The organism is Microvirga calopogonii, assembly GCF_003347665.1.
Classification (GTDB): Bacteria; Pseudomonadota; Alphaproteobacteria; order Rhizobiales; family Beijerinckiaceae; genus Microvirga; species Microvirga calopogonii.
Window position 1 is genome coordinate 1 of record NZ_QDGA01000053.1, and the last position, 20,477, is coordinate 20,477.

19 protein-coding genes and 1 pseudogene are annotated in these 20,477 nt (G+C 61.1%); 7 read left to right on the top strand and 13 right to left on the bottom strand.

The window, feature by feature from the left end:
- Positions 1-168: 168 nt before the first annotated feature.
- Both istA and istB read left to right on the top strand, forming a co-directional pair.
- Positions 169-1,710 (top strand): IS21 family transposase, encoded by a 1,542-nt coding sequence (gene istA / locus DDF70_RS24945; protein ID WP_281024360.1) that lies wholly within the window; start codon positions 169-171, stop codon positions 1,708-1,710.
- An 11-nt stretch (positions 1,711-1,721) separates the two neighbouring features.
- A complete protein-coding gene (gene istB, locus DDF70_RS24950; protein ID WP_114945129.1) occupies positions 1,722-2,474 on the top strand; it encodes an IS21-like element helper ATPase IstB in 753 nt (250 codons plus the stop codon).
- A gap of 64 nt (positions 2,475-2,538) precedes the next feature.
- On the opposite strand, the gene DDF70_RS24955 is transcribed toward istB, so the two are convergent.
- A complete protein-coding gene (locus DDF70_RS24955; protein WP_114947477.1) occupies positions 2,539-2,865 on the bottom strand; it encodes a hypothetical protein in 327 nt (108 codons plus the stop codon).
- Between the two features lie 220 nt (positions 2,866-3,085).
- On the opposite strand from DDF70_RS24955, the gene DDF70_RS24960 reads away from it, so the two are divergent.
- A complete protein-coding gene (locus DDF70_RS24960) occupies positions 3,086-3,796 on the top strand; it encodes an IS6 family transposase (RefSeq protein WP_114947503.1) in 711 nt (236 codons plus the stop codon).
- Positions 3,797-3,981: 185 nt separating this feature from the next.
- On the opposite strand, the gene DDF70_RS24965 is transcribed toward DDF70_RS24960, so the two are convergent.
- The 4 genes from DDF70_RS24965 to DDF70_RS24980 all read right to left on the bottom strand — a co-directional run bounded on the left by DDF70_RS24965 (position 3,982) and on the right by DDF70_RS24980 (position 7,998).
- Positions 3,982-4,632 (bottom strand): RraA family protein, encoded by a 651-nt coding sequence (locus DDF70_RS24965; RefSeq protein WP_162820641.1) that lies wholly within the window; start codon positions 4,630-4,632, stop codon positions 3,982-3,984.
- A 292-nt stretch (positions 4,633-4,924) separates the two neighbouring features.
- Positions 4,925-6,016 carry a TRAP transporter substrate-binding protein gene (locus DDF70_RS24970; RefSeq protein WP_114947479.1) on the bottom strand — a complete coding sequence of 364 codons (1,092 nt, stop codon included), beginning with the start codon at positions 6,014-6,016 and terminating at the stop codon, positions 4,925-4,927.
- 91 nt (positions 6,017-6,107) lie between these two features.
- Positions 6,108-6,881, bottom strand: coding sequence for an SDR family oxidoreductase (locus DDF70_RS24975; RefSeq protein ID WP_114947480.1), 774 nt, complete (start codon positions 6,879-6,881; stop codon positions 6,108-6,110).
- 37 nt (positions 6,882-6,918) lie between these two features.
- Positions 6,919-7,998, bottom strand: coding sequence for a malate/lactate/ureidoglycolate dehydrogenase (locus tag DDF70_RS24980; RefSeq protein ID WP_114947481.1), 1,080 nt, complete (start codon positions 7,996-7,998; stop codon positions 6,919-6,921).
- A gap of 289 nt (positions 7,999-8,287) precedes the next feature.
- Between DDF70_RS24980 and DDF70_RS38825 the strand changes: the two genes are divergently transcribed.
- On the top strand, positions 8,288-8,410 hold the full coding sequence (locus DDF70_RS38825; RefSeq protein ID WP_281024388.1) for a hypothetical protein: 123 nt from the start codon (positions 8,288-8,290) through the stop codon (positions 8,408-8,410).
- Between the two features lie 366 nt (positions 8,411-8,776).
- Here DDF70_RS38825 and DDF70_RS24990 read toward each other — a convergent pair whose 3' ends face one another.
- On the bottom strand, positions 8,777-10,333 hold the full coding sequence (locus DDF70_RS24990) for a 4-hydroxyphenylacetate 3-hydroxylase family protein (RefSeq protein ID WP_114947482.1): 1,557 nt from the start codon (positions 10,331-10,333) through the stop codon (positions 8,777-8,779).
- Positions 10,334-10,439: 106 nt separating this feature from the next.
- Here DDF70_RS24990 and DDF70_RS24995 point away from each other — a divergent pair, with 106 nt between their 5' ends.
- Positions 10,440-11,069 (top strand): TetR/AcrR family transcriptional regulator, encoded by a 630-nt coding sequence (locus DDF70_RS24995; RefSeq protein ID WP_114947483.1) that lies wholly within the window; start codon positions 10,440-10,442, stop codon positions 11,067-11,069.
- Between the two features lie 140 nt (positions 11,070-11,209).
- On the opposite strand, the pseudogene DDF70_RS25000 reads toward DDF70_RS24995, so the two are convergent.
- Positions 11,210-11,913 (bottom strand): annotated as a pseudogene (locus tag DDF70_RS25000) (IS6 family transposase).
- 132 nt (positions 11,914-12,045) lie between these two features.
- On the opposite strand from DDF70_RS25000, the gene DDF70_RS25005 reads away from it, so the two are divergent.
- Positions 12,046-14,499 (top strand): type IA DNA topoisomerase, encoded by a 2,454-nt coding sequence (locus DDF70_RS25005; RefSeq protein WP_114947484.1) that lies wholly within the window; start codon positions 12,046-12,048, stop codon positions 14,497-14,499.
- Positions 14,500-14,539: 40 nt separating this feature from the next.
- Here the strand turns inward: DDF70_RS25005 and DDF70_RS25010 are convergent, their stop codons facing one another.
- The 6 genes from DDF70_RS25010 to DDF70_RS36905 all read right to left on the bottom strand — a co-directional run bounded on the left by DDF70_RS25010 (position 14,540) and on the right by DDF70_RS36905 (position 19,218).
- A complete protein-coding gene (locus DDF70_RS25010; RefSeq protein WP_114947485.1) occupies positions 14,540-14,932 on the bottom strand; it encodes a cupin domain-containing protein in 393 nt (130 codons plus the stop codon).
- 190 nt (positions 14,933-15,122) lie between these two features.
- On the bottom strand, positions 15,123-15,497 hold the full coding sequence (locus tag DDF70_RS25015; RefSeq protein WP_114947486.1) for a hypothetical protein: 375 nt from the start codon (positions 15,495-15,497) through the stop codon (positions 15,123-15,125).
- A gap of 81 nt (positions 15,498-15,578) precedes the next feature.
- Entirely contained in the window at positions 15,579-16,961 is a 1,383-nt protein-coding gene (locus DDF70_RS25020; RefSeq protein WP_114947487.1) for a cytochrome P450, read from the bottom strand.
- A gap of 1,281 nt (positions 16,962-18,242) precedes the next feature.
- Complete coding sequence (locus tag DDF70_RS36900) at positions 18,243-18,509, bottom strand: hypothetical protein (protein ID WP_162820642.1); 267 nt, start codon at positions 18,507-18,509, stop codon at positions 18,243-18,245.
- Positions 18,452-19,039: a hypothetical protein gene (locus tag DDF70_RS25030; protein ID WP_114947488.1), complete on the bottom strand. Its 588-nt coding sequence runs from the start codon at positions 19,037-19,039 to the stop codon at positions 18,452-18,454. Before DDF70_RS25030 ends, DDF70_RS36900 begins: the two co-directional genes overlap by 58 nt.
- A 2-nt stretch (positions 19,040-19,041) precedes the next feature.
- Positions 19,042-19,218, bottom strand: a complete 177-nt coding sequence (locus DDF70_RS36905; RefSeq protein WP_162820643.1) for a hypothetical protein — start codon at positions 19,216-19,218, stop codon at positions 19,042-19,044.
- Positions 19,219-19,625: 407 nt separating this feature from the next.
- Between DDF70_RS36905 and DDF70_RS39305 the strand changes: the two genes are divergently transcribed.
- On the top strand, positions 19,626-20,417 hold the full coding sequence (locus tag DDF70_RS39305; protein WP_425374113.1) for a PRC-barrel domain-containing protein: 792 nt from the start codon (positions 19,626-19,628) through the stop codon (positions 20,415-20,417).
- Positions 20,418-20,477 lie beyond the last annotated feature (60 nt).

Below are 20,477 nucleotides of genomic sequence, written 5' to 3' on the forward strand. Positions count from 1 at the left end.
TGCGGATTCCGATTCAATCCGGACGGGGATTCCGATTTGACGCCGGACAGCATTCCGGAATGAAGCCGGACACCGTTCCGATCAATTACCGGACACTTTCCCCACTCTGATGATCCCCTGGGTCAGCAACTCGGGCATCACCCTCCTCACGTCATCGAGGAGAATGGAATGCCCGCCAAGAGGAAGCTGACCATGAGACAGTTGAGACAGATGCTGCGCCTGGCCCGGGACGGCATCAGCGTGCGTGACATCGCCGAGAGGCTCGGGATCGCGCGCAGCACCGTCCAGGAGAACCTCAAGCGCGCCGAGCAGGCCGGCTTGAGCTGGCCCTTGCCCGGCGACCTGACCGACGAGGCCCTGGAGAACAGGCTTTTCGCCCGCGCCGGCGTCAAGCAGGGACAGCGCCGGCGGCCCGAGCCCCACTGGGCCGAAGCCATCGTCGAATTGAAGAAGCCCGGCGTCACCCTGCAAATCCTCTGGGAGGAGTACCGGGCCGTCCATTCCAACGGCTATGGCTACAGCCGCTTCTGCGAGCTCTTCCGCTCGTTTGAGAGCCGGCTCTCGCCGACCATGCGCCAGGACCATATTGCCGGCGACAAAGTGTTCGTCGACTATTCCGGCAAGAAGATCGCCATCGTTGATTCCGACACCGGCGAGATCCGCCAGGCCGAGATCTTCGTCGCCGTGCTCGGCGCCTCCAACTTCACCTACGCTGAGGCGACCTGGACCCAGTCCCTGCCGGACTGGATTGGCGCGCATGGGCGCATGTTCCGCGTCTTCGGCGGCGTTCCGCGCCTGATCGTGCCGGACAATCTCAAGTCAGGGGTCAACCGGGCCTCGTTCTACGATCCCGAGATCAACCGCAGCTACGGCATGATGGCCGCGCATTACGGCATCGGCATCCTGCCGGCGCGGCCACGAAAGCCCAAGGACAAAGCCAAAGTGGAGAATGGCGTGCGCTTTGCCCAGACCTGCATTCTCGGACGGCTGCGGCACCAGACTTTCTTCTCGCTGGCCGAAGCCAATGCGGCGATTGCCGGCGCGTGCGAGCGCATCAACGATCATGTCGTGCGCCGCCTCGGGGTCAGCCGCCGGCATCTCTTCGAGACGATGGAGCGCCCGGCGCTCGCGCCGCTGCCGGGCGACGACTACGAGTTCGCCGAATGGCGCTTCGTGCGGGTCGGCACGGACTATCACGTCGAGTACGACGGCTTCTTCTATTCGGTTCCGCACGGCCTGATCCGCGCGCAGGTCGACCTGCGGGCCACCAGCCGCACGATCGAGATCTTCCACCGCGGCCAGCGCGTGGCAACCCATCAGCGCCGCTACGGTGGGCGCCGGCACGGCACCGACCCGGACCACATGCCGAGTTCCCATCGGCGCTATGCCGACTGGACCCCGGAGCGCTTCCGCCGTTGGGCGGCGTCCGTCGGCCCTCAGACGGAAGGTCTGATCACGGCTATTCTGGCGCGCCGCCCGCATCCTGAGCAGGGCTTCCGGACTTGCCTCGGGGTTCTGCGCCTGTTGCGCGATCTCGAACCCGCTCGCGCTGAAGCGGTGTCGGCCCGCGCTCTCCAGATCGGGGCGCTCACCTCCAAGAGCATCGCCTCGATCCTGGCCAACCGCCTGGCCGCCCAACCCGCCCGCGACCCCGAGCCCACCGCCATTCTGGAGCACGCCAACCTGCGCGGCCCCGGCTACTTCCACTAAGGAGATCCTGCATGTTGACCCATCCCACTCTCGCTCTGCTGGCCGATCTTGGTCTTCACGGCATGGCCAGTGCCTTCAAGGCTCTGCAATCCCAGCCCGAGGCTCGGGCTCTCGAGCATGGCGACTGGCTTGCACTGCTGCTCGAACGCGAGGCGACGCTGCGCTGTCAGAAGCGGTTTGAGAGCCGGGCGCGGGCGGCCCGCCTGCGCCATGACGCGCATGTCGAGGATGTCGACTTCAGGGCGGCGCGCGGTCTCGACCGCGGGCTCTTTCTCAAGCTGGCCGGCTGCGATTGGATCCGTGAACGACGCGGGCTCCTGCTGACCGGACCAGCCGGGGTCGGCAAAAGCTGGTTGGCCTGCGCGCTGGGCCAGAAGGCGTGCCGGGAGGACTTCTCGGTCGCTTATCACCGTGCCCCGCGGCTGTTTGCGGCGCTTGGTCTGGCCCGCGGGGACGGCCGCTACGCGCGCATGCTCAAGGCGCTGGCCCGCGTGGATCTTCTCATCCTTGATGATTGGGGGCCCGAGAAGCTCGCTGACGATCAGCGGCGGGATCTGCTGGAGATCGTCGAGGACCGGTACGAGCGGCGCTCCACCATCGTGACGAGCCAGATCCCGGTCGACCGCTGGTATGAGATCATCGGCAATCCGACCATCGCCGATGCGATCCTGGATCGCCTGGTCCACAATGCTTACAGGATTGAACTGTCCGGCGAGAGCCTGCGCAAGCAGCGCTCCCCGGCCGCTGCATCATCGTCCGATTGACGACCGGCCAATCCCACTCCACCATCTCCCATGACCCAGGATCAAACGAGGAGAGTGTCCGGCTTCAGATCGGAACGCTGTCCGGAATGAAATCGGAATGGGTGTCCGGCTTCACCTTGGAATACGCGTCCGGCTTCACCGGTATCCGCAGGTGCTGGGCCAGGGCAAGCGGGATCCGGGATGAATCGCGGGCGCACAATTGCGGTTGGCCGGCTTGGACACTATCGCGGGTCAGGAACGTCATCCCCCCGCAAAGGCCCCACCGGGTGGCGTCAAGGCTGAGCACCGGAAGGCCTGCCACACGGATCGTCAGCTTCAATCCCGCCGGCCACGGACCATTGCGAAAGAGCGGAGCATGAGTGGACGGCAGAAATCCAGAAACAGATGGCATGCCTCTTCCTTATACCAGGGCGACCGATTTCTGGGGTTAGGGCGAAACCAAACAACCAGGAGATACCGGTAGATCCTACAACCCTGCACGATGCTGTAATACCCGGATCAGGCTTACTCCCCTGCCCTCCTCCGTCAGCAAAGCAAATCGATTGTTTCACGAGATGGCACGGTACCGTCAAATAAATCCAAGGGTGACCGGATCGCGGCATATGTGGGGGATGAAACCATCCTGCCGTACTTACTATGCCCGCCACCGCTTTCCCGCTGAGGTGATCAGCCATGCCGTGTGGCTTTACTTCCGGTTTCCCTTGAGCCTGCGCATGGTCGAGGAGATGCTGGCCGCCCGAGGCATCCTGGTCAGCCATGAGACCGTGCGGCAGTGGGTGCTGAAGTTCGGCCAGAGTTTTGCCAACCGGATCCGCAGACGTCTGCCCGCACCCGGAGACAAATGGCACCTCGATGAGGTGGTGATCAGTATCGCCGGCAAGAAGCACTGGCTCTGGCGCGCCGTGGACCAGCATGGGGTCGTGCTCGACATCCTGGTTCAGAGCCGGCGTAATGCCACAGCCGCCAAGCGTCTGCTGCGCAAGCTGCTCAAGAAGCAGGGCACCGCACCGCGCGTGATGATTACCGATAGGCTCGCGAGCTACGGCGCGGCCAAGCGAGAGATCATGCCGGGTGTCGAGCATCGGCAGCATCGCGGCTTGAACAACCGTGCGGAGAACAGCCATCAGCCCACCCGCAGACGCGAGCGCATCATGAAGCGCTTCAAGTCAGCCGGTCAGGCTCAACGCTTCCTCTCGGTCCACAATCAAGTCGCAAACCTCTTCCGCCACCCTGCTAACACCAGTGCCGCAGATCATCGCATTGCCCGCGCTCAGGCGCTCCAGGCCTGGGCCGAAGTCACCGGCGTTGCGGCGGCTTGCTGATCCCATGGTCCAGGGTGGGCCTTATGTCAGCTCTTTAAGTTGACGATGCCCAGAAGCCTGCGCCTAGTGAGAGACGGGGTCTTCGTCCGACGCCGAATAACAGCTGTCTCTAGGAGTGACCTTTTCGCCTGATCTCTGAAGGCATTGATATACCCCTATCAAGGTAGTCAATCCGCCGGCGGAGGCTAGGGCTCAGAAATTCCGAACACCTTGAACATCGATTCCCCCGCCGAAAGCCGTCTATCCCATTCCTGCTCGAGTGCCACCTTCTCGCGAGCTTTGGTTAGCCACTGCTCCGCCTCGTCACGAGGAATCACAACCAGGCCATCGTCATCCCCTAGCACGAGGTCATAGGGCCTGACTGATACCCCACCGCAGACGATGCTATCGTTGACGACACCATGCTCAAACGAGACTGGTCCACGGGCGGTGTGCCCGAGAGCGAACACGGGAAAGTCCGGCCAAGCTGCCAGCGCTGCGATGTCGCGAACCGCGCCGTTCGCAATCAGACCGGCGATGCCCCTGCGGCGGGCGACCCCGCATAGGTGCTCGCCGACAATGGCTGTCTGGAGATTGGCGCCAGCGTCGATCACCACAACAGATCCTGGCTTGGCGTGTTCGATTGCATAAATGGCAGCACCGATGTCGCCTGGCTCACACCAGGCAGTGACCGCCAGGCCGAGGAACCGGGTGCCGCCGAGGGGACGCAGCGGCCGGATATTGGGATCCATGAGCAGGCGGCCACCCGAGACGTCGGAGGCGATCGTCGTTGGGATCTCGGCCCAACCCCGGAAAACCGCGTCTGGCAGCGGCAGCGCCTCAATTGGCTGAAACATGCGTGTGGGCATCGTAAGACCTTCTTCCTGATAAATGATTCTCACGGCAGGATATGCGGCAATGATGAGCTCGCCAGTGCTGACGAATTGCTCGCGCGCTCTCGGATCTGCGGGAGCGCAGGTTTCGGTCTCCACATACTCGCCACCTGATCCAGGTGCACCAGGTGGCGCGCTGAATCTTACTTACTCGCTCCCAAATTCGATTGCGAAACTGTGGCGCAAAGCTCCGGGATTTCCTACCTGTGCCGGCCCGAGTCTAACCAAAGTGGAACTCAGTTAGGATCGCTCTCCTTCACCACTGCTGACGAATGGCATTGAGCATGAGGCTGTCATAGCTGAAATCAGAAATCTGTGACCACGGGTAGACTTGGGTTCGGAACGCCATCTGATGATCAAGGATCTTCTTGAAGGTCGTATTCTGGTCGCTGATCTCCGCATACAGGGCACTCGCGGCCTTGTAGCTCTCCTGCAAGAGATCCTGAGGGAAGGCTCGCAGTTGCGCGCCACTGGAAACCAAACGCCTAAGGGCAACTGGATTCTGCGCATCGTACTTCGCAAGCATGTCCGTGGCCGCATACACCGCCGCCGTATTTAGAAGGGATTTGTAAGCAGGTGGCAGTTCATTCCATTTATCGAGGTTCACAAAGAGGCTGAGTGAGGCAGCCCCCTCCCAGAAACCAGGATAGTAGTAGTACGGCGCGATCTTGGCCAACCCGAGCTTCTCGTCGTCATAGGGGCCGACGAACTCGGCGGCATCCAGCGTGCCACGTTCGAGTGAGGTATAGATGTCACCGGCTGCGAGTTGCGTGGGTACGAGGCCTAGGCGCTGCAACACGGTGCCGGAGAGGCCTCCAAGGCGCATTTTAAGACCGGCCAGATCAGCCTTGCTTTTGATTTCCTTGCGGAACCATCCGCCCATTTGAGTTCCAGTTCCGCCGAATGGGAAGTGGTAGAGCTTGTAGGTCGCATAAAACTGATTGAGCAGATCGTTTCCGCCGCCGTGATAGAACCACGCATGCTGCTGACGAGTATTGGGGCCGAACGGGATCCCTGTTCCGAAGGCGAAGCATGGATCCTTGCCGATATAGAAGTAAGATCCGGTATGCCCCATCTCAACAGTTCCGTTCTGGATCCCATCGACAATCGACAGAGGCGGAATAATCTCACCGGCCGCAAAAACTTGAATTTTGAATTTGTTGTCCGTCGCTTCCGCGACAGCCTGCGAAAAGGCTTTACAGGCTCCATAGATCGTATCGAGTGATGTCGGGTAGCTCGACTGGAGCCGCCACGTGATCGTTGGGGCACTTTGAGCGATGGCGGGCATGGCGATCGTACTAGCGGCAGCTCCGAGGCCTGCGGCTTTCATGAATTCACGGCGTTTCAATCGGTTCCTCCTAGTTTATCGAAACTGTTTTCTCAGATTTCGTCTTCGAACAGGTCCGCCCGGCTACACGAAGCTGCCCAGTCGACGCATTTTACATCTTGATCGTCAGCCCTCCGTCAACCGTGAGCACATGACCTGTAATGTACGAGGATGCCGAAGAGGCCAGAAAGACGGCGGCTCCAGCAATCTCCTCTGGCCGCCCCCATCGACCGAGCACCGTGCGGGTGGCAAAATGCTCCGCGATTTTTGGGTCCATCAGCATCGTCTCGTTGGCTTCAGTTGCAAAACCACCGGGCGCGATGGCGTTGCTCGTGATCCCAAAAGGTCCGTATTCGGCAGCGAGAGCCCGAACCATACCGGTGAGGCCATGCTTTGTGCTCGTGTAAACTGCGTCGCCAGCGCGGGCGACGTGCCCAGCTATCGATGTGATCGTAATCAGGCGGCCTGCGCGTTGAGGCAGCATCAGCCGGGCGGCTTCCCGGGCCAGGCAGATCCCTGAAATCAGGTTAGTTTCGATGAGATCCCGAACATCCTGGTTTGAAAATTCCAGAAGAGGCTTGCGGTTGCGCGCACCGACATTGTTGACGAGAATGTCCAACCGACCATGTGTCCGAGCGATGGTATCAAATGCCTTGTTCGCCGCCTCCGGATCAGCAACATCGAATGGTGCTATCGAAGCCCGCTGACCGGCCTCTGTAATCGACTTGACTGCATCTTGAAGCCGGTCGCCGTCGCGTCCATTCAGGATCACGTGAGCTCCCGAGCCGGCCATCGCCCTCGCTGCTTCCAGACCCAGCCCTCGCCCCGCCCCAGTGATGAGTGCGATCTTGCCGGCGAGAGAAAAGGTATCGAGATATGAATGCATCAATGATTTGTCTTCTCACAATATGATGGAAATGAGTTTATTCGATGAGGGAGGCCGTCAGAATATCGGATGATACGCCTACAGATCGGGCACTTTCGCAGAGCTCGGTCCAGGTCGTCTCGTCAATAGGAACCCCATTCTTTGAACGCTCCGCTTGGGTCATGCGCTCTGGTTCCCCGGCCACCAAGACGCCGTGGGAGTTCGGCCCCGGGGGAGAGGCCTTGATCCAATCGACGAAATGGGAAACATCGTCGCGCCAGCTGGCTGATCCTCCTATCTTCCCTGGATCGAAGATAATGGACAGCATGTTGTTGTGAATGACTTTTGTAACGCTGGTACAAGCGTTGTAGGTTCCGCCTCCCGTCAGCGCGCCCGCAAAGAGTTCGGCTATGACACCGAGGCCATAACCCTTATGCCCGCCGAACGGAAGAATTGCGCCGATTGGGCTCTGGTACATCACTTGCGGGTCATTGGTCGGCTGCCCGTTGGCGTCGATGAGAGTGTCAGCCTCCACCTCTATGCCCTTGTTCATCGCAACACGGACTTTGCCGAGCGCGATCTTGCTTGTTGCCATGTCCAGCACAACCGGTTGGTCACGCGGCCCTGGCAGGGCAGCGCAGTAGGGGTTGGTGGCGAAGCGTGCGTCCGACCCTCCATGCGGCGCTACCAGTGGCGGCAGGCCTAGAGTGTTGACGTAATGGGTCGAGATGTATCCTGCCTTTGCGCATTGCTCACCCCAATGGCCTATGCGGCCGAGGTGGTGGCTGTTGCGGATGGCAACGAGGCAGATGCCGTGGTCTCGAACGCGAGAGATACCAAGCTCCATTGCCTCGTGGCCAATAGCCTGCCCAAAGCCCATTCCTGCATCAAGCGTTACTATAACGCCTGAATCAGCTACGAGCGTAGGCCTTTGGTTCACCTGCACAATCCCAGCCCTCACACCATCCAGGTAAAGAGGCACAAGGCCAACGCCGTGCGAGTCATGCCCTGATAGGTTAGCGAGAACGAGGTTCTCGGCAACGAGCCGGGCCTCACTCTCATTTGAGCCAATACCGCGGAAAATCGCAGCTACTGCTGAGGAGAGCAACTGAGGGTACGCTGCAACATAGTTGGTCATCAGTCCTTGTCCACCGTCTCCGGCACGTCTGTTCGGGTACTAGAAAGCACACTCTGCCCTGCCCCACCGAACAAGCATATGCGATGTGAGAACTATAACTATCATACTAAGGACAAACTCACCCCGGCGCGCGGCTGTGCGTGCTCGGCGAGTGGCTGGCTGAGAAGCATGGCACCCGCAGACGCCGGTCCTGGCGCAAACTGCACAACGGCGCCAACGCCGAGACAGAAGGATTCTCGCCTCAGAGTGGACGCCCCATGAGGTCGATGATGGCTCGCAGGTTGGGCCCTTGCCCGATCAAATCACAGTTCCACTCGCTTCCTTTACCGGCGATGGTGCCTACGATCAGGCGGGCATCGACGACACCGTTGCCGAGCGTCATCCTGATGCTGACGTGATCGTTTCACCCTGACCAACGGCCGTGCTGCGCGAGACTGTGGAGACCCTTCCAGCCCAGCGGGATCAGCATCTCCAAAGCATTGCCGAGCATGGGCGCATGGGCTGGCAGAGGCGGTCCGGGTACACGCGACGAGCCCTGGTGAAGACTGCCATCAGCCAGCTGAAACGAGTAATTGGGAATGCCTTGCGCTCGCGCACGGATCGGCGTCGTACGATCGAAATTGCCATCGCGGTTCATGCGCTGAACCGCATGCTTGTGCGTGGGCGCCCAAAGTCTATCCGTATCGCCTAAACCCAGGCAGGATGCAAACGAATGCGTGCTCCGGCCGATCCATGCAACACGACCGTGGCCGGCCGGATTTGACCGGCCCGCCACTCTTCACTCGGCGGCGGGCGCGATCGCGGCCTGCTCGGCGGCCTGCGTCTGTGGCAGGGCCGGCACCTCGCATCCCGTGGCGCAGCAGCGGCCGGGCTGCTTGGAGATGCGCTGGCCCTGGTCGAGGACACCGCGGTCGAGCAGGCTCTCGACGAGCTCGATCTTTTCCATGACGGGGTAGTTGCGCCAGATCTCCCGCTTCATCGCCTCGGGCGAGCCGCCGCCGTGCAGGGAAATGAGAGAATACCACCCGCCTTGGTGCGAGACCGTGAGATCCTCAATGAAGCGGGCCACCTCCATGCGCTGCTCCACTGGGATGTCGGGCCGTCCGCCGAGCACGGCCGTCAGGGAGGCGGCGGTCTCAGGGTTATGGTCCTCGTCCGGTCCCGGCAAGGCCACGATCAGACCGCCCGACACGTAATGGGCTATCTTGTGCATGTCGTAGATCTTGGTTGCGAGCAGCAGCTTGCCGATGTTGGAGAACACCGCGTCCGGCATCACGGAGCCAGCCGGGTCCTTCGTGCAGTAGACCGACGACGCGACGCCGCAGGCGTAGAAGCCCTCGGTAATGGTGATCAGATCAACCATCTGTTCCCGAATGTGACCATGGAGGTCCGGATCGAGCCCATTCGCCTCAATCATCAGCGCGCCCGCGCCGATGAGGAGATCCCCGAAGCCCGCCCGCGCGCCGATGCAGGAGTGACGGTGGTGGGTGGCATAGGATGTGGTCAGGAAGCCGCCCTCCTCGTATTCGCCCGCAAGGAACACGCGGTCGTGCGGCACGAACACGTCATCGAAGATCACGACGCCCGTGGACTGGCCGTACTTGGCCGAGAACTTCGCCGCAGCCTCGCCCGGCCGGCCTGCAGGTCTCGCCACAATAATCACGCCGGGCGCGTCCACGGGGACGGCACAGCACACAGCAAAGTCCGCGTCCTCCTTGGTGTGCGTGCGGCAAGGCATGACGAGGAACTCGTGCATGTAGGGCGCACCCGTGACAATGGCCTTGGTGCCCCGGATGACAATGCCGTCGGTACGGCGTTCCTTGATGTGGACATAGACGTCTGGGTTCGCCTGCTGTCCCGGTCGCTTCGAGCGGTCGCCCTTGGCGTCCGTCATCGCGACGCCAAGCGTCAGGTCCCGGTCCTGCACGTCATGCAGGTAGTTCAGGAAACGCTGCGAATAGTCGGTGCCGTGATTGTCGTCGGTGCGCTTCGTCGCCTGGAAGATCCCGTTCAGGGCATCATGGGTGAGATAGCGCTGGGCGCAGCCCGAGACCTTGCACACGAGCCGGACCGCTTCGAGCTTGTAGAGCAGGTCGGTCGAAGTCTCGTTGATGTGGAGCATCCGGTTCACGATCTTGCCCGACGTGCCCTGCCGCGCTGTCATAATGGCTTGGTGCTCGGGATAATGAGCGAAGTCATAGGTCACACCGACCCCGTTGATGCCGGGAGCCAGCAGCGGCTCGTCGGCGACGCTCTCGACCCTGTGGCCGTCGACGAACACGCGGGGGCTGTAGGCGCGCAGGGACTCCCGGTAGGCGGCGGCGTCCATCAGCATGGCTTCCTCCTCAAGGGCTGCTGCAAGATTTGAACAATGTTAGAATTGCTCGAACTTGAACACCGTTAGAATTTCTGTCAAGTGTTTTGAGGCGGAGATCTTCAATATGGCGGCTCGGCGGGCGGAACGGCGGCAGGCAGTCAGCGACCACAAGCGCGCGCTCATCCTGGAGGCGGCGCGCGAGGTGTTCGCCGCCGAGGGGCTGGAGGGGGCAAGCCTGCGCGCCATCGCGACGCGGGCCGGCTACACCCCGGCGGCACTCTACTTCCATTTCGATTCCAAGGAGACGATCTATGCCGAGGTGTTGCATGGGTCCCTCGCCGCGCTCGGCCAGGCCGTCGACGCAGCGGTGGCAAAGGCCCGGGAACCTGAGGCGAGGCTACGGGCGGCGGCGATGGCGTTCTTTCGGTTCTATGCCGAGAACCCGCGCGAGCTCGACCTCGGCTTCTATCTCTTTCGCGGCGGCATGAAGCCGAAGGGGCTTGGCCGTGAACGCGACGTGTCCCTGAACGACAGCCTTGGAACGGCGCTGCGGCCGATCGCCGATGCCGCCGAGGCGATGGGCTCCCCACGCGCGGAGGCGGACCTTCTCATGGTCGACACCTTCGCGCATGCCACGGGGCTCCTGCTGCTGCTCCACACAGGCCGAATCCGGATGTTCGGCGCATCCGCAGCCGAGCGCATGGAAGCCTATGTCGATGAGCGCATCCGCCTTCTGAAACAGGAGGAACGGTAATGCCAGCTCTCGATCGCGAGCACTCCACCCTGCTCGTCATCGACATCCAAAGCAGGCTCATGCCGGCCATCGAGGACGGGCCTGCCGTGACACCGTCAGGTTAACGGACTGATATCACAGAGCCCCACGGGCTTATCGCGTCAGAAGCCAGCAGCAAGGCCCGTCACCTCGGCCCAGGTCGTAAAGGCCAAGGCTCGGGCCTTGCGGTGACCAGCGGAGTTGGTGTGGGCCGGACGGCGGAAGAGGTTTGCCACTTGATCGTGAACCGCGAGAAAGCGTTGCGCCTGCCTGGCTGACTTGAAGCGTTTCATGACGCGCTCGCGTCGCCGCGTCGGCTGATGCGAGTTCTCCGCGCGATTGTTTAGCCTTTGTGCTGCCGGTGCTCCACGCCAGGCATCACAGTTCTCTTTGCGGCGGCGTAGCTGGCCAGTTTGTCCGTGATCATCACACGAGGCGTGACGCCTTGCTTCTTGAGCAGCTTTCGCAGCAGGCGCTTGGCGGCTGTGGCATTGCGCCGGCTCTGAACCAGGATGTCGAGCACGACCCCATGCTGATCCACCGCCTGCCACAACCAATGCCTCTTGCCAGAGATATTGATCGCGACTTCGTCTAAGTGCCACTTGTCTCCGGGTGCCGGAAGACGGCGGATCTGATTGGCGAAACTCTGGCCGAACTTCATCGCCCACTGCCGCACCGTTTCATGACTGACCTCAATCCCTCGGGCAGCCAGCATCTCAACCATGCGCAGACTCAGCGGGAACCGAAAGTACAACCAGACGGCATGACTGATGACTTCAGCCGGGAAGCGGTGGCGGGTGTAGCGCGAAGGACAGGTCGGTTTCATGCCCTCGCTTATGTCCGCATCCAGTCACTGTCGCGTTAACCTGACGGTGCCCTCTGGAGTACCCTAGTCATTGACGGGCTCCAGTCCTAGAGATAATGTTCTCCTTTCGTTCCAATCAACTTGCCCCGGGTCATGACCGCTCCTTCAGCATCGCGCACGCTGTTCTTCTTCGAGAAGCCCTCGGCCATGCGCCAGCTGCAGCGCTTCTTCAAATCGCCGAGCACGATCTGTGTTTCGGCTGAGGGGCACCTCCTGGCGGCCGAGGAGCCCGGCACCGTGCGGGACGAATGGAAATCGTGGCGCTTCGACACTCTCCCGATCGTGCTTGAGCGTATTCCGGTCACCTACGGCACCAGCCGCTCCGGCCAGTCGCACAAGCCCAAGGTCGAGGCGATCAAGCAGGCTCTCCAAGGCGTGGAGCGGGTGATCATCGCCACTGATCCGGGTCGAGAAGGCTCAATGATCGCCTGGGAGGTGCTTGAGCATCTCGGGTACAAAGGCCGCGTAGACCGTCTCAAGCTGGGCGCCCTCGACGAGATCTCGATCCGACGCGCCTTTGCGGCGATGGCCAGGGAGCCCGACTCTGGCGAGCGGGATTATGCCGCCTACCTTGAGGCCCTCTGCCGCCAGTATGAGGACTACCACCTGGGGCTCAATGGCACCCGCGCTATCTCCCTGCGGCTGCGCCCGCCTGCCTTCCGGGAGCCCTGGCGCTTTGGCGGGGTGCAGACGCCCACGCTTGCCATCCTGGCTGACTTGGAGAAGCGCATCCGCGACTTCGTCCCGCAGGATTATTACAAGATTGCTCTGACGGTCGCGACGGGCAGCGGGGCCGAGATCACCCTCTGGCACGCGCCGAAAGACAAGATCCTCGACAAACAGATAGCCGAGATCATTCAGCAGGCATCCGCCTCCTGGTCAGGTCCGCTTGGCGTTGAACAGAAGGACGTGCGCCGGTCGCCCCCTCGCCTGTTCTCGAAAGACACTCTCGCTCGCCGTTGCGCCAAACGCTTCGGCTGGGATCCGCAGCATACGGCCAAACTCGCCCAGGACCTCTATGATCAGGGCTATCTGACCTATCCCCGTACCGAGTCCGAGCACCTGCCCGAGAGCCAGACAGGCGATGCCAGTGCGGTCATTGAAAGCGCTATCAGGCTCTTGTCCGACCTTGCGAGTCTCGTGCCAACTGCGGGAGACCTCGTGTTCCGCAAGGGCAACAAAGGCCACTACGTTAAGGATCCGGGCGAGCATCATGCGATTGTGCCGCTGCGCAAGGTGCCACAGCCGGGGGGCATCAGCGCAGAGCATCTCCGCCTCTGGGAACTGGTGGCCAAGAGCTTCCTGGCGGCCCACCTGCCGGACGGCATCGATGCTCGGACGACGATCGCCGTGCAGGTCCCAACACCACTTGGCCCTAAGCGGTTTTCAATCAGCGGCAGCGTGATCAAGTCACCCGGCTGGCGCGCCGTCTATGGGGCCGAGGCTGACGAGGAGAATGAGGCTGTCCCGGGCAAAGCCAAGCCGGACGAAGAGCCCACTACTGGCCGTCTGCCGCCCATCCGAGATAAGGAGCCTGGGAAGGCAACCGACGCCCGGATCGAGACAGCCAACACCGAGCCGCCACGCCGGATCACCCGCGGCGAGTTGCCAGTTGTCATGGGCCGCCTCATCGATCAGGTGGAAGACCCGGCACTCAAAGCCGCTCTGGAGAATCCAGCGAACCCGACCGAGCCCAAAGGCCTCGGGACCGCGGCAACCCGCGACACCATCCTGCCGAAGCTTCAGAAAAGCCAATATGTCGACCTGCTGAAGGGCAAGGATCCGCCAATCCAGGTCACGGAGGTCGGGCTGGCATTTATCGCAGCCGTTCGCCGTGTCTTTCCCAGCTACGGTGATCCTGTTGGGCGAGCGATGTTCGAGGCTGAGTTAGCGGAGATCGGACGTGCCGTCACACGGAATGAGGCCATTCATCGGGCCACATCCTATCAGGAGCGGACGCGTGCTCGCGTACAGGAATTGATTGGGGCCATCGCGCAATCGGAGACCGTTGCCATTGATCCTACGACAGTTCCCGTGAGTTTTGCGTCGGCTGGGAAGCCACCGACCAAGGCCATGATTGCCTTTGCCGCGTCCCTTGCGGCACGCAAGGGACTCAAGCTGCCACGAGGCTTGAAGAGCAATGCCGCCATCTGTCGGACCTTCCTTGACCAGCATGCGCCAGCACGGTCATCGGAAGCAGGAGAACCCAGGCCTCAGAATGGCCCTCGCCCTCCAAGTGAAGCGATGGTGCGCTACGCACGGGCATTAGCTGAAGAACACGGTGTGGAGTGTCCACCAGAGATCACGACAGACTTTGCGGCCTGCAAGGCCTTTCTCAACGAACACGCCTCACATCAGGCAACGCCAGCAGAGAACGGAAACGGGAGAACGAACCGCAAGAACCGTTCACCGGCAGCTGGGAGTGACCGTTCCGGCAAGAGCCATGCTAGCACTCCTGCGACCAAGCGATCCATAGCAGCCAAGGGGGCATCGACCAGGGGCCATGCACGAGCGCGTCCTGCGACTCCCACCCCGCCATTGCGATAAGCGTCACCCCGCACGCACGCCAAGGCGACCGAAAGAATGCTCATCCAAGTGTTAATGAGTCTGTCGAGCTGCTTTTGGTCTTTAGCGACTCACTGCGAGATAACGAGCCATAGTGAACAGCAAGCCAGATCGTCAGCTCCGTCGCGTCTGTCCATTCTACGCGATGGCGTCTCCCCGCCGGAATCAGCAGGTAGTCCCCTCGTTTCAGCTCTCTGGGAGCGGGTTCGCCCTCGAACAGAAGGCCAGCAGATCCAGAGAGCAACAGCACCCACTCAGACCACTCCTGGTCGTACCAGAACCCGGGCGGACTTGCCTGCCCTGTAGAGACAATGCGCTCAATCCTGACACCTTCCGCGGCAACAAGCTCCGTGCATTCCTCGTCCACCGCATCGCGGCGGATGTGTTCAAAGATGTTTCTGACCGCAGTCATCATCGCCGCTAAGTCCCTCCTTGCACTGGAGGCCTTCCATTCACCTGTCGCATTGGCGCTGTTGAATTCACGCCGCTGACCTTCCCATCAGATCTCTGAGGAAGAGCTAAGAGGCGACGTCGAAGTGCCATTTCATCTGTCGGGTAGGGAAACGAGTCATAATCTACGCACGCCTTGCCCCGACAACATTGACCTATCGATCGGTTTCAGTTTCCTCTTCACTGCTCTCGAGAGGCTCACTCGTTTCCATGATGAAGTTGTAATTGGCCGCGGAGACGTACAACACGTCGTTCCCGAACAGCGAGAACGTCACCGTTCCGCTGCTGTCGATGTTCACGGCATCCGCCTCGAGCTGGAGTGACTCCCCGGAAACAAAGTTGACGGTCCAGCCTTTAACTTCGACTGCGCCCCGAGATCCCCGCTTAGTCGCGCCTTTCTTGGCTCCCCGTTTCAAAGCACCTCTTTCCGCGCTCCTTCCCCGAGTGGCGGCTCGTTTGCCGACACCCTTCTTGGAAGCTCCCCGCTCCGTCGTGCGGGCCCGGCTAACTGACTTGGTCGTTCTTGCCATGACTTCCTCCTCTCAGCTGATACCTACTCATGGACGTAGAGGCTTATCCGACGTCGGAAAGCTCATCATCCCGACAGAAGCCTATCGGTGTCGCAGGCGGAACAGCGGCGCGTGATCCGGCTGGGTGGTCACAACGGCGACGGGGAAGACCGGCTGATCTGTGACCAACTCGATCCGGAACGAGCGCATGAGTTCGGCCAGCACGCAGGTAGCCTCCGTGAGGGCAAAGTGAGCGCCAATGCACACGCGGGGTCCAACACCAAAAGGTAGATAGGCGAAGCGGTCGACGGCCGAGGCGCCGGGCAGAAATCGTTCCGGGACGAACGCATCCGGCTCGTGCCAGTATTTCCGGTGCCGGTGCAGCACCCAAGGCGAGATGATCGCGAGATCGCCAGGCTTCATAGTAACACCCGCGACGGTGTCCGGCTGGCGGGCCGCCCGGACGATCACATAGGCTGGTGGGTAGAGACGCAAGACCTCGTCCAGCACCGCCCGCGTGTAGGGTAATTTGCTGAGCTGAGACTCCTCCCCACTGTCCGACAGGGCTGTGGCGGCTTCGTGGGCAATCTGCTCCTGCACCTCCGGCAGGTGCGCCAGCAGATACATCGACCAGCACAGCGCCACCGCGGTGGTCTCGTGTCCGGCCAGGATCATGGTGGCAATCTGATCCCGCAGTTGCTTGGGCGAGAACCCCTCCCCGCTCTCCGGGTCGCGAGCCGCCATGAGCAGGTCGAGCAGATCGCGCGGACCACTCGCATGGGCTTTGCCCTTGAGCCGCTCAGCCATGATCTGATCGATCAGCCGGATCCAGCCACGCCGGAACCAGGCCCGCGCCCAATCGTGTGGCGTGGGAAGGCCGATGGGCACAACAAAATCGAGCAGGTGCGGTCGGCCGAACCTTTGACCATAGCGCATAATCTGCTCCCGGAGCGCGGTGCCGTGCTGGCCCATCTCCAGGGAGAACATGGTGCGCCCAGCGATCTCGAGGGCAAGGCGCTGGATCATGGGAAAGAGATCCACCTGCTCCTTCTCGGTGGCGGCGAGACTGCCGATCATCTCAGTCGTGGCTGACCGGATATGCGGAATGAGAAGCTCCACCGACCGCGGCGTAAAGGCTGGCGCCAGGGTTCGCCGCTGATGGCGCCAAGCAGGTCCCTCACTGGTGAACAGCCCTTCTCCGAGCAGCGGCTTGAGGATCCGCAGGGTGGCACGGGTTCGGCCATAGGCCTCCGGGTGATCCACCAGAACATGGCGGATTGCTTCGGGGGCATTGAACAGAACCGAGGAGCGGCCGAAAAAGCGACGGACGATCACCTCCTCCTCATAAGCCCGCTGCGACCAAACGCGAATGTTGTTGGTCCGCATCAGCGAGGCGAGCTGGCGCGGCGAGAGGTTCTCCGGAGCAGGATCCGGATGCGGCGGGGTGAAGGACCGAATGTCCTCAGGCGCGACGGAGGTCTGCATCGTCTATACTTAGCACGTTCAGCCCTTGAGGCAGAGATACGGAGCGAGCACCAAGGATAAACGGCTCAATCCACTCGACCACACCGGCTCGAACCTTTCGCCTCGTAGGATGTGGAGGCGCTACGGATCGGCGGAAGCACCAGTCGGAAGGATCGGGTGCCGACAACCGACGCCAGGAACAGGAAGCGGGTGCAGCAGCATGGATTCGAAGGCCGATCGTGGATTTTGCGGCTGATCCTTGCGACCAGCCAAGCTCGCTCAGAGAATTGGGAATCACCCGAACAAGAATTGAGTGTTCAAGCCTTCGGGGCAGTGTTCAGACAGGGAGAACTTCGGCCGTTCGTGGCGAGCCAGTTGGTACCAGCTTGGTACCGGGTCCGATCAGAACTCTGGGTAAATGCCCAAAAAGGCCTTGGGCCTATGGTAGCGGAGGTCCGATACTGCCTTTCCCCCATGATGATAACCCCTTGATTTCCTTCAAGTCGGATTGAGATCGTCCCTCCTGCCGGGTGTTGGCAGCCCTCCTGGTCCGGTTAACTGGACCTCTGCCACCCAGCCCGCAGGCAGCCATTACCCGCTCCCTCTGGACCGAAGGAGTTTCCGCCGAACCGTTTGGAACCCTCAGCCCGCTGTTCTCATTTCGTTCACATGGCGACCTAGGGCAGCGATGGTCGAGCGGCTCAGCGATTTTCCGTGGGTAATCGTCCGGATCGATTGCGCCATCTGCCCTCATCGTAGGGGGCAGTATCGGCTCGCCCGGCTGGCTGAGAAGTTTGGGCCGACATTCACTTGTGCGACCTTCTCGATAGGATCGCTCTCGACTGCCCGAGAAAGTCTCTCCCCTGGGAGCGACTTCCAGGCCAATACGATCCGAAGTGCACGGCTCGCTTTACCGACCTGGAAGCGCCCAGCCATCCTCCCCCGGATTTCCCGCCGATGCTGCGGAAACTGACGGTGATCAAGGGTGGCAAAGGTTAGCATGAGAAGGCGTAGATTTGACTACGGCGGGTGAGTGCTACTCTCATGAAGGGGGCAGTTTGAGGAAAATAATTAAGGACTGACCTTCCGAATTCGGGACCTAAGAGAACAGCGAGTTTCAGTTTTAGGGACCTAACGGCACCTGTTTCTCAACGAAGTCGCCCAATCGCGACCCTTGAGCCTGTTACTTCTCGGGGCGGTGACTTATGATAGGTCCCTAAAACAGAAGCTCGGCCTGTCGCAGCCTTCCTTGGCGGGCGGTTAGGTCCCTAAAACCGAAATCGATTGCCAACCCTGCTCAGATCAACACCCTCCTGGATCTACAGCAATCGATCCGCGAACCGTTTGAAGGACCGCGTATCCTTTGTCCCACTCATCGTCGTCACCAAGGGCTCTCAGCGCGGCCTTGTGAACCTCGTCGTCTTCTTCTGGGCTGCCGTCCAGCATAGCTAAGGCCGCATCAACACCGTCCGACAGACATCGTTCGGCGATCTGTTTCGTAGTCCAGTGCGTCACATCGATGGTCTCTGCCCGGTCGGAGGCTTTTCGCTCCTTAATCCCCTGAACCATTTGATGAACTCTTCCTTGGTCAGTCCCTCAGGAACCACCCGCCCAGGGCGATTGGACGCGTCAACGATGGCTTTCTGCTCCGGTGACAGTTCGTCATAGACGACGACCCGACGCTTCCCCAGAGGCGCGTCCTTGAACTCTTCGGCGGTCATGCCGGTCGTATCGACCAGCTTGCCGGACGCACTGGCCTTGTGGACCAGCTTATAATCGTCGGACACACGGTTCGGGTGCAGACCGTCGTCCAGGGCTCGAAGAGCGGCCCGGTGCGCGTCGTCGTCCTCCTGTGTGCCGTCCAGGGGTTGGAGAGCGGCCTCAACCCCGTCCGTCAAAAACCATTCGACGATCTGCGCTCTGGTCCAGTGCGTCACGTCGATGGTCTCGCCACGGTCGGCTTCCGCCTTGCGCCCCAAGAGCGAAGCAATTTTCTGATCCCTGGTCATGCCGGTCAGTTTTGCGACCTGTATCCACTGCCCGTTCAGGAAATACCAGTAGAGCCGACCCGCGCTGGTATCGGTCATCTCGATCTTCATGGTCAGTCCCTCCGATACAGGCCAAGCAGAGCATTTGCGAACTCGTCAGCCACCTTCTTGCCCTCAGCCAAACGGTTTTTGTGATCCTCCGACCCAACAGTTGTTCGGGAGATCTCCTTCAAACCGTTTTCACCCATCTCATAGTCGATAAGCTCGGGACCAATCTCGACGATGATCATCGAGCACTCAGGTGAATGTAGACGACGGTGCTTCGTCGGCCATCCGAAAGACGGAGAGACCCAGTTCTTTCATTCAGGATCTGCCGGTATGGCACTGCCGCCCGTACCGCCCTTCCCACCGGTCATTTGGAAACTCACGGTAACGGCCAGTGCGATGGGCTGATCTCGAAGTTCCAACTCGCTGGACATTTCTGCCGAGCCACGTACTGACGGCCCACTCATAGCCTTGTATTGCCCAGATGGCCCAAGGACGGCAACGCCAGCACAGTTATCTACCTACGTGTCTGGAACCCTACATCTTATGCGCCATACCCAAGCGCCAGGGAGGATTGAACGATAGGCGGTCGTAGGAGTTGGGAGGTCATCACTCCAAAAGGTCAGATCGTCGTCTCAACAGGAGAGAGATCATGGACGAGAAACAGGGAACGGGAAGCGGGCAAGCCAGAAACGTGCAGTCCAATGCTGCAAATCAAGCGGGTGGTAATAAAGACACGGCCCAGGAGAAGTCTCAAGGAAACGGTGGCTCGCCCGAAAACTTGGTTGATCAGGCGAGAACCACCGCCGCTGATCTTGCAGGCCGCGCCTCCGATGTAGCCCGTGAGGCTTACGATCAGGGTCAGCGGTACGTGCGCCAAGCAGGCGACCGTTACCCTCAGGCCCAGCGCTACTATGAACGAGCCACACAGTCCATCGAGCGACAATTCACTGAGGCTCCGCTCGTATCACTGCTGGCAGTCGGGGCGGTCGGCCTCGGCATGGCTTGGCTCATTGGTGGTCTCACCAGAGGTCAGGAGCGTGCGCCATCTCGTGGCAGAAGCCGCAGGGACTATCCTGGTCAGCACTCGGGGAAGCCGCTGATCGAGAGCGACCGGGTGGAAGGCACTGCCGTCTACGACCGCAGCGGCAAGCGCATCGGCACGGTCGAGCGGGTGATGATCGACAAGATCAGCGGACGTGTGGCCTACGCGGTGATGTCGTTCGGCGGCTTTTTCGGCGTGGGCGCAAACGAGTACGCCGTCCCCTGGCGCATGCTCGACTACGATCCTGACCTGGGAGGGTATCGCATCCAGATCACCGCCGAGCAGCTTCGGAATGCACCAAGCCTCTCTGGTCAGCATGGTCAGGACTGGCCGGATCGGGAGAGCGAGCAAGACCTGCACGATTACTATCAGGTGACCTACTACTGGGTCCTTGCCTGACACACCGGACAGGCCCGCGACAGAAGCATCCCGGCCCCGGTTCGCTCAGAGGACAGGGGC